Origin of the sequence: Streptococcus suis (assembly GCF_002964045.1) — a bacterium.
GTDB classification, from domain to species: domain Bacteria; phylum Bacillota; class Bacilli; order Lactobacillales; family Streptococcaceae; genus Streptococcus; species Streptococcus suis_U.
Genome location: NZ_POPB01000527.1, coordinates 1 through 805, shown reverse-complemented (window position 1 = coordinate 805; position 805 = coordinate 1). Strand labels below are relative to the sequence as shown.

At 44.7% G+C, this 805-nt stretch carries 1 protein-coding gene; it reads right to left on the bottom strand.

The genetic code is table 11. The features are described 5' to 3' along the window. The coding region (locus tag C1E99_RS14785; RefSeq protein ID WP_419580084.1) for a mucin-binding protein at positions 1–805 on the bottom strand (805 nt) is incomplete at both ends.

The window sequence follows — 805 nt, the reverse complement described above, 5'->3', positions numbered from 1 at the left end:
ATGTAACGGAGTTGCTTGAGCCTGGAGCTGCTTCGCCACCTTCTGCTTTCACATAAGTAACGGTACGGCTGATCGTACGGGTCACATCATCAACACCCTTATCAGTTGGCCATGTTGGTCCATCTGGAGTGTTTGGATCAATTGGCTCACCTGGTTTACCTGGATTTTCTGGTGTGATTGGTGAAACTTTTGGTGTCAATTCGTAGACAAAGTCTTGTGAGTTACCATCGATGTTATCGAAGGTTCCAGTTGAGCTGTAGCTATCTTTGTTCACTACTGTGTAACCAAGGTTTTCAAATTCCTTAATCTTAGCAGCTGGATCAAAGCCAAACTCATCGCCTGTTTCACCATTTAGAGTCTCAGTGAACTTAACAGTGTTATCTGTTGTATCGACAAATTTAACTGTGCCGACTTGTGGTGCTTTTACATACGGAATTTCCGTATCAACTGTTGGATCTGCTGGGACTGGTGGCGCAATGTAACCCTTAGTTGGATCTGCTGGATCAACTGGAGTTAACGGTGTTGTTCCATCTGGTCCTACTGGGATATAACCTGGAATATATGGAATGGTTGGAACATCCGTACCTGGTTGTGTTGGATCAGTTGGATCATTAGGGTAAACCGTTGGTGGAACTTCCACTGTACCTGTTGGTGGTTGTGGAATCCATGAACCAAGTTTCACATAGGTCACGACTTCTGTGATGTTTCCTGTCGTTTCTGTCGCAGCGACATTGGCAACAGTTGAATCAAGTTCTACCTTAGTACCGTTGTTGGTTGCTTCTTTTGCGATGTAACCCCCAACTGT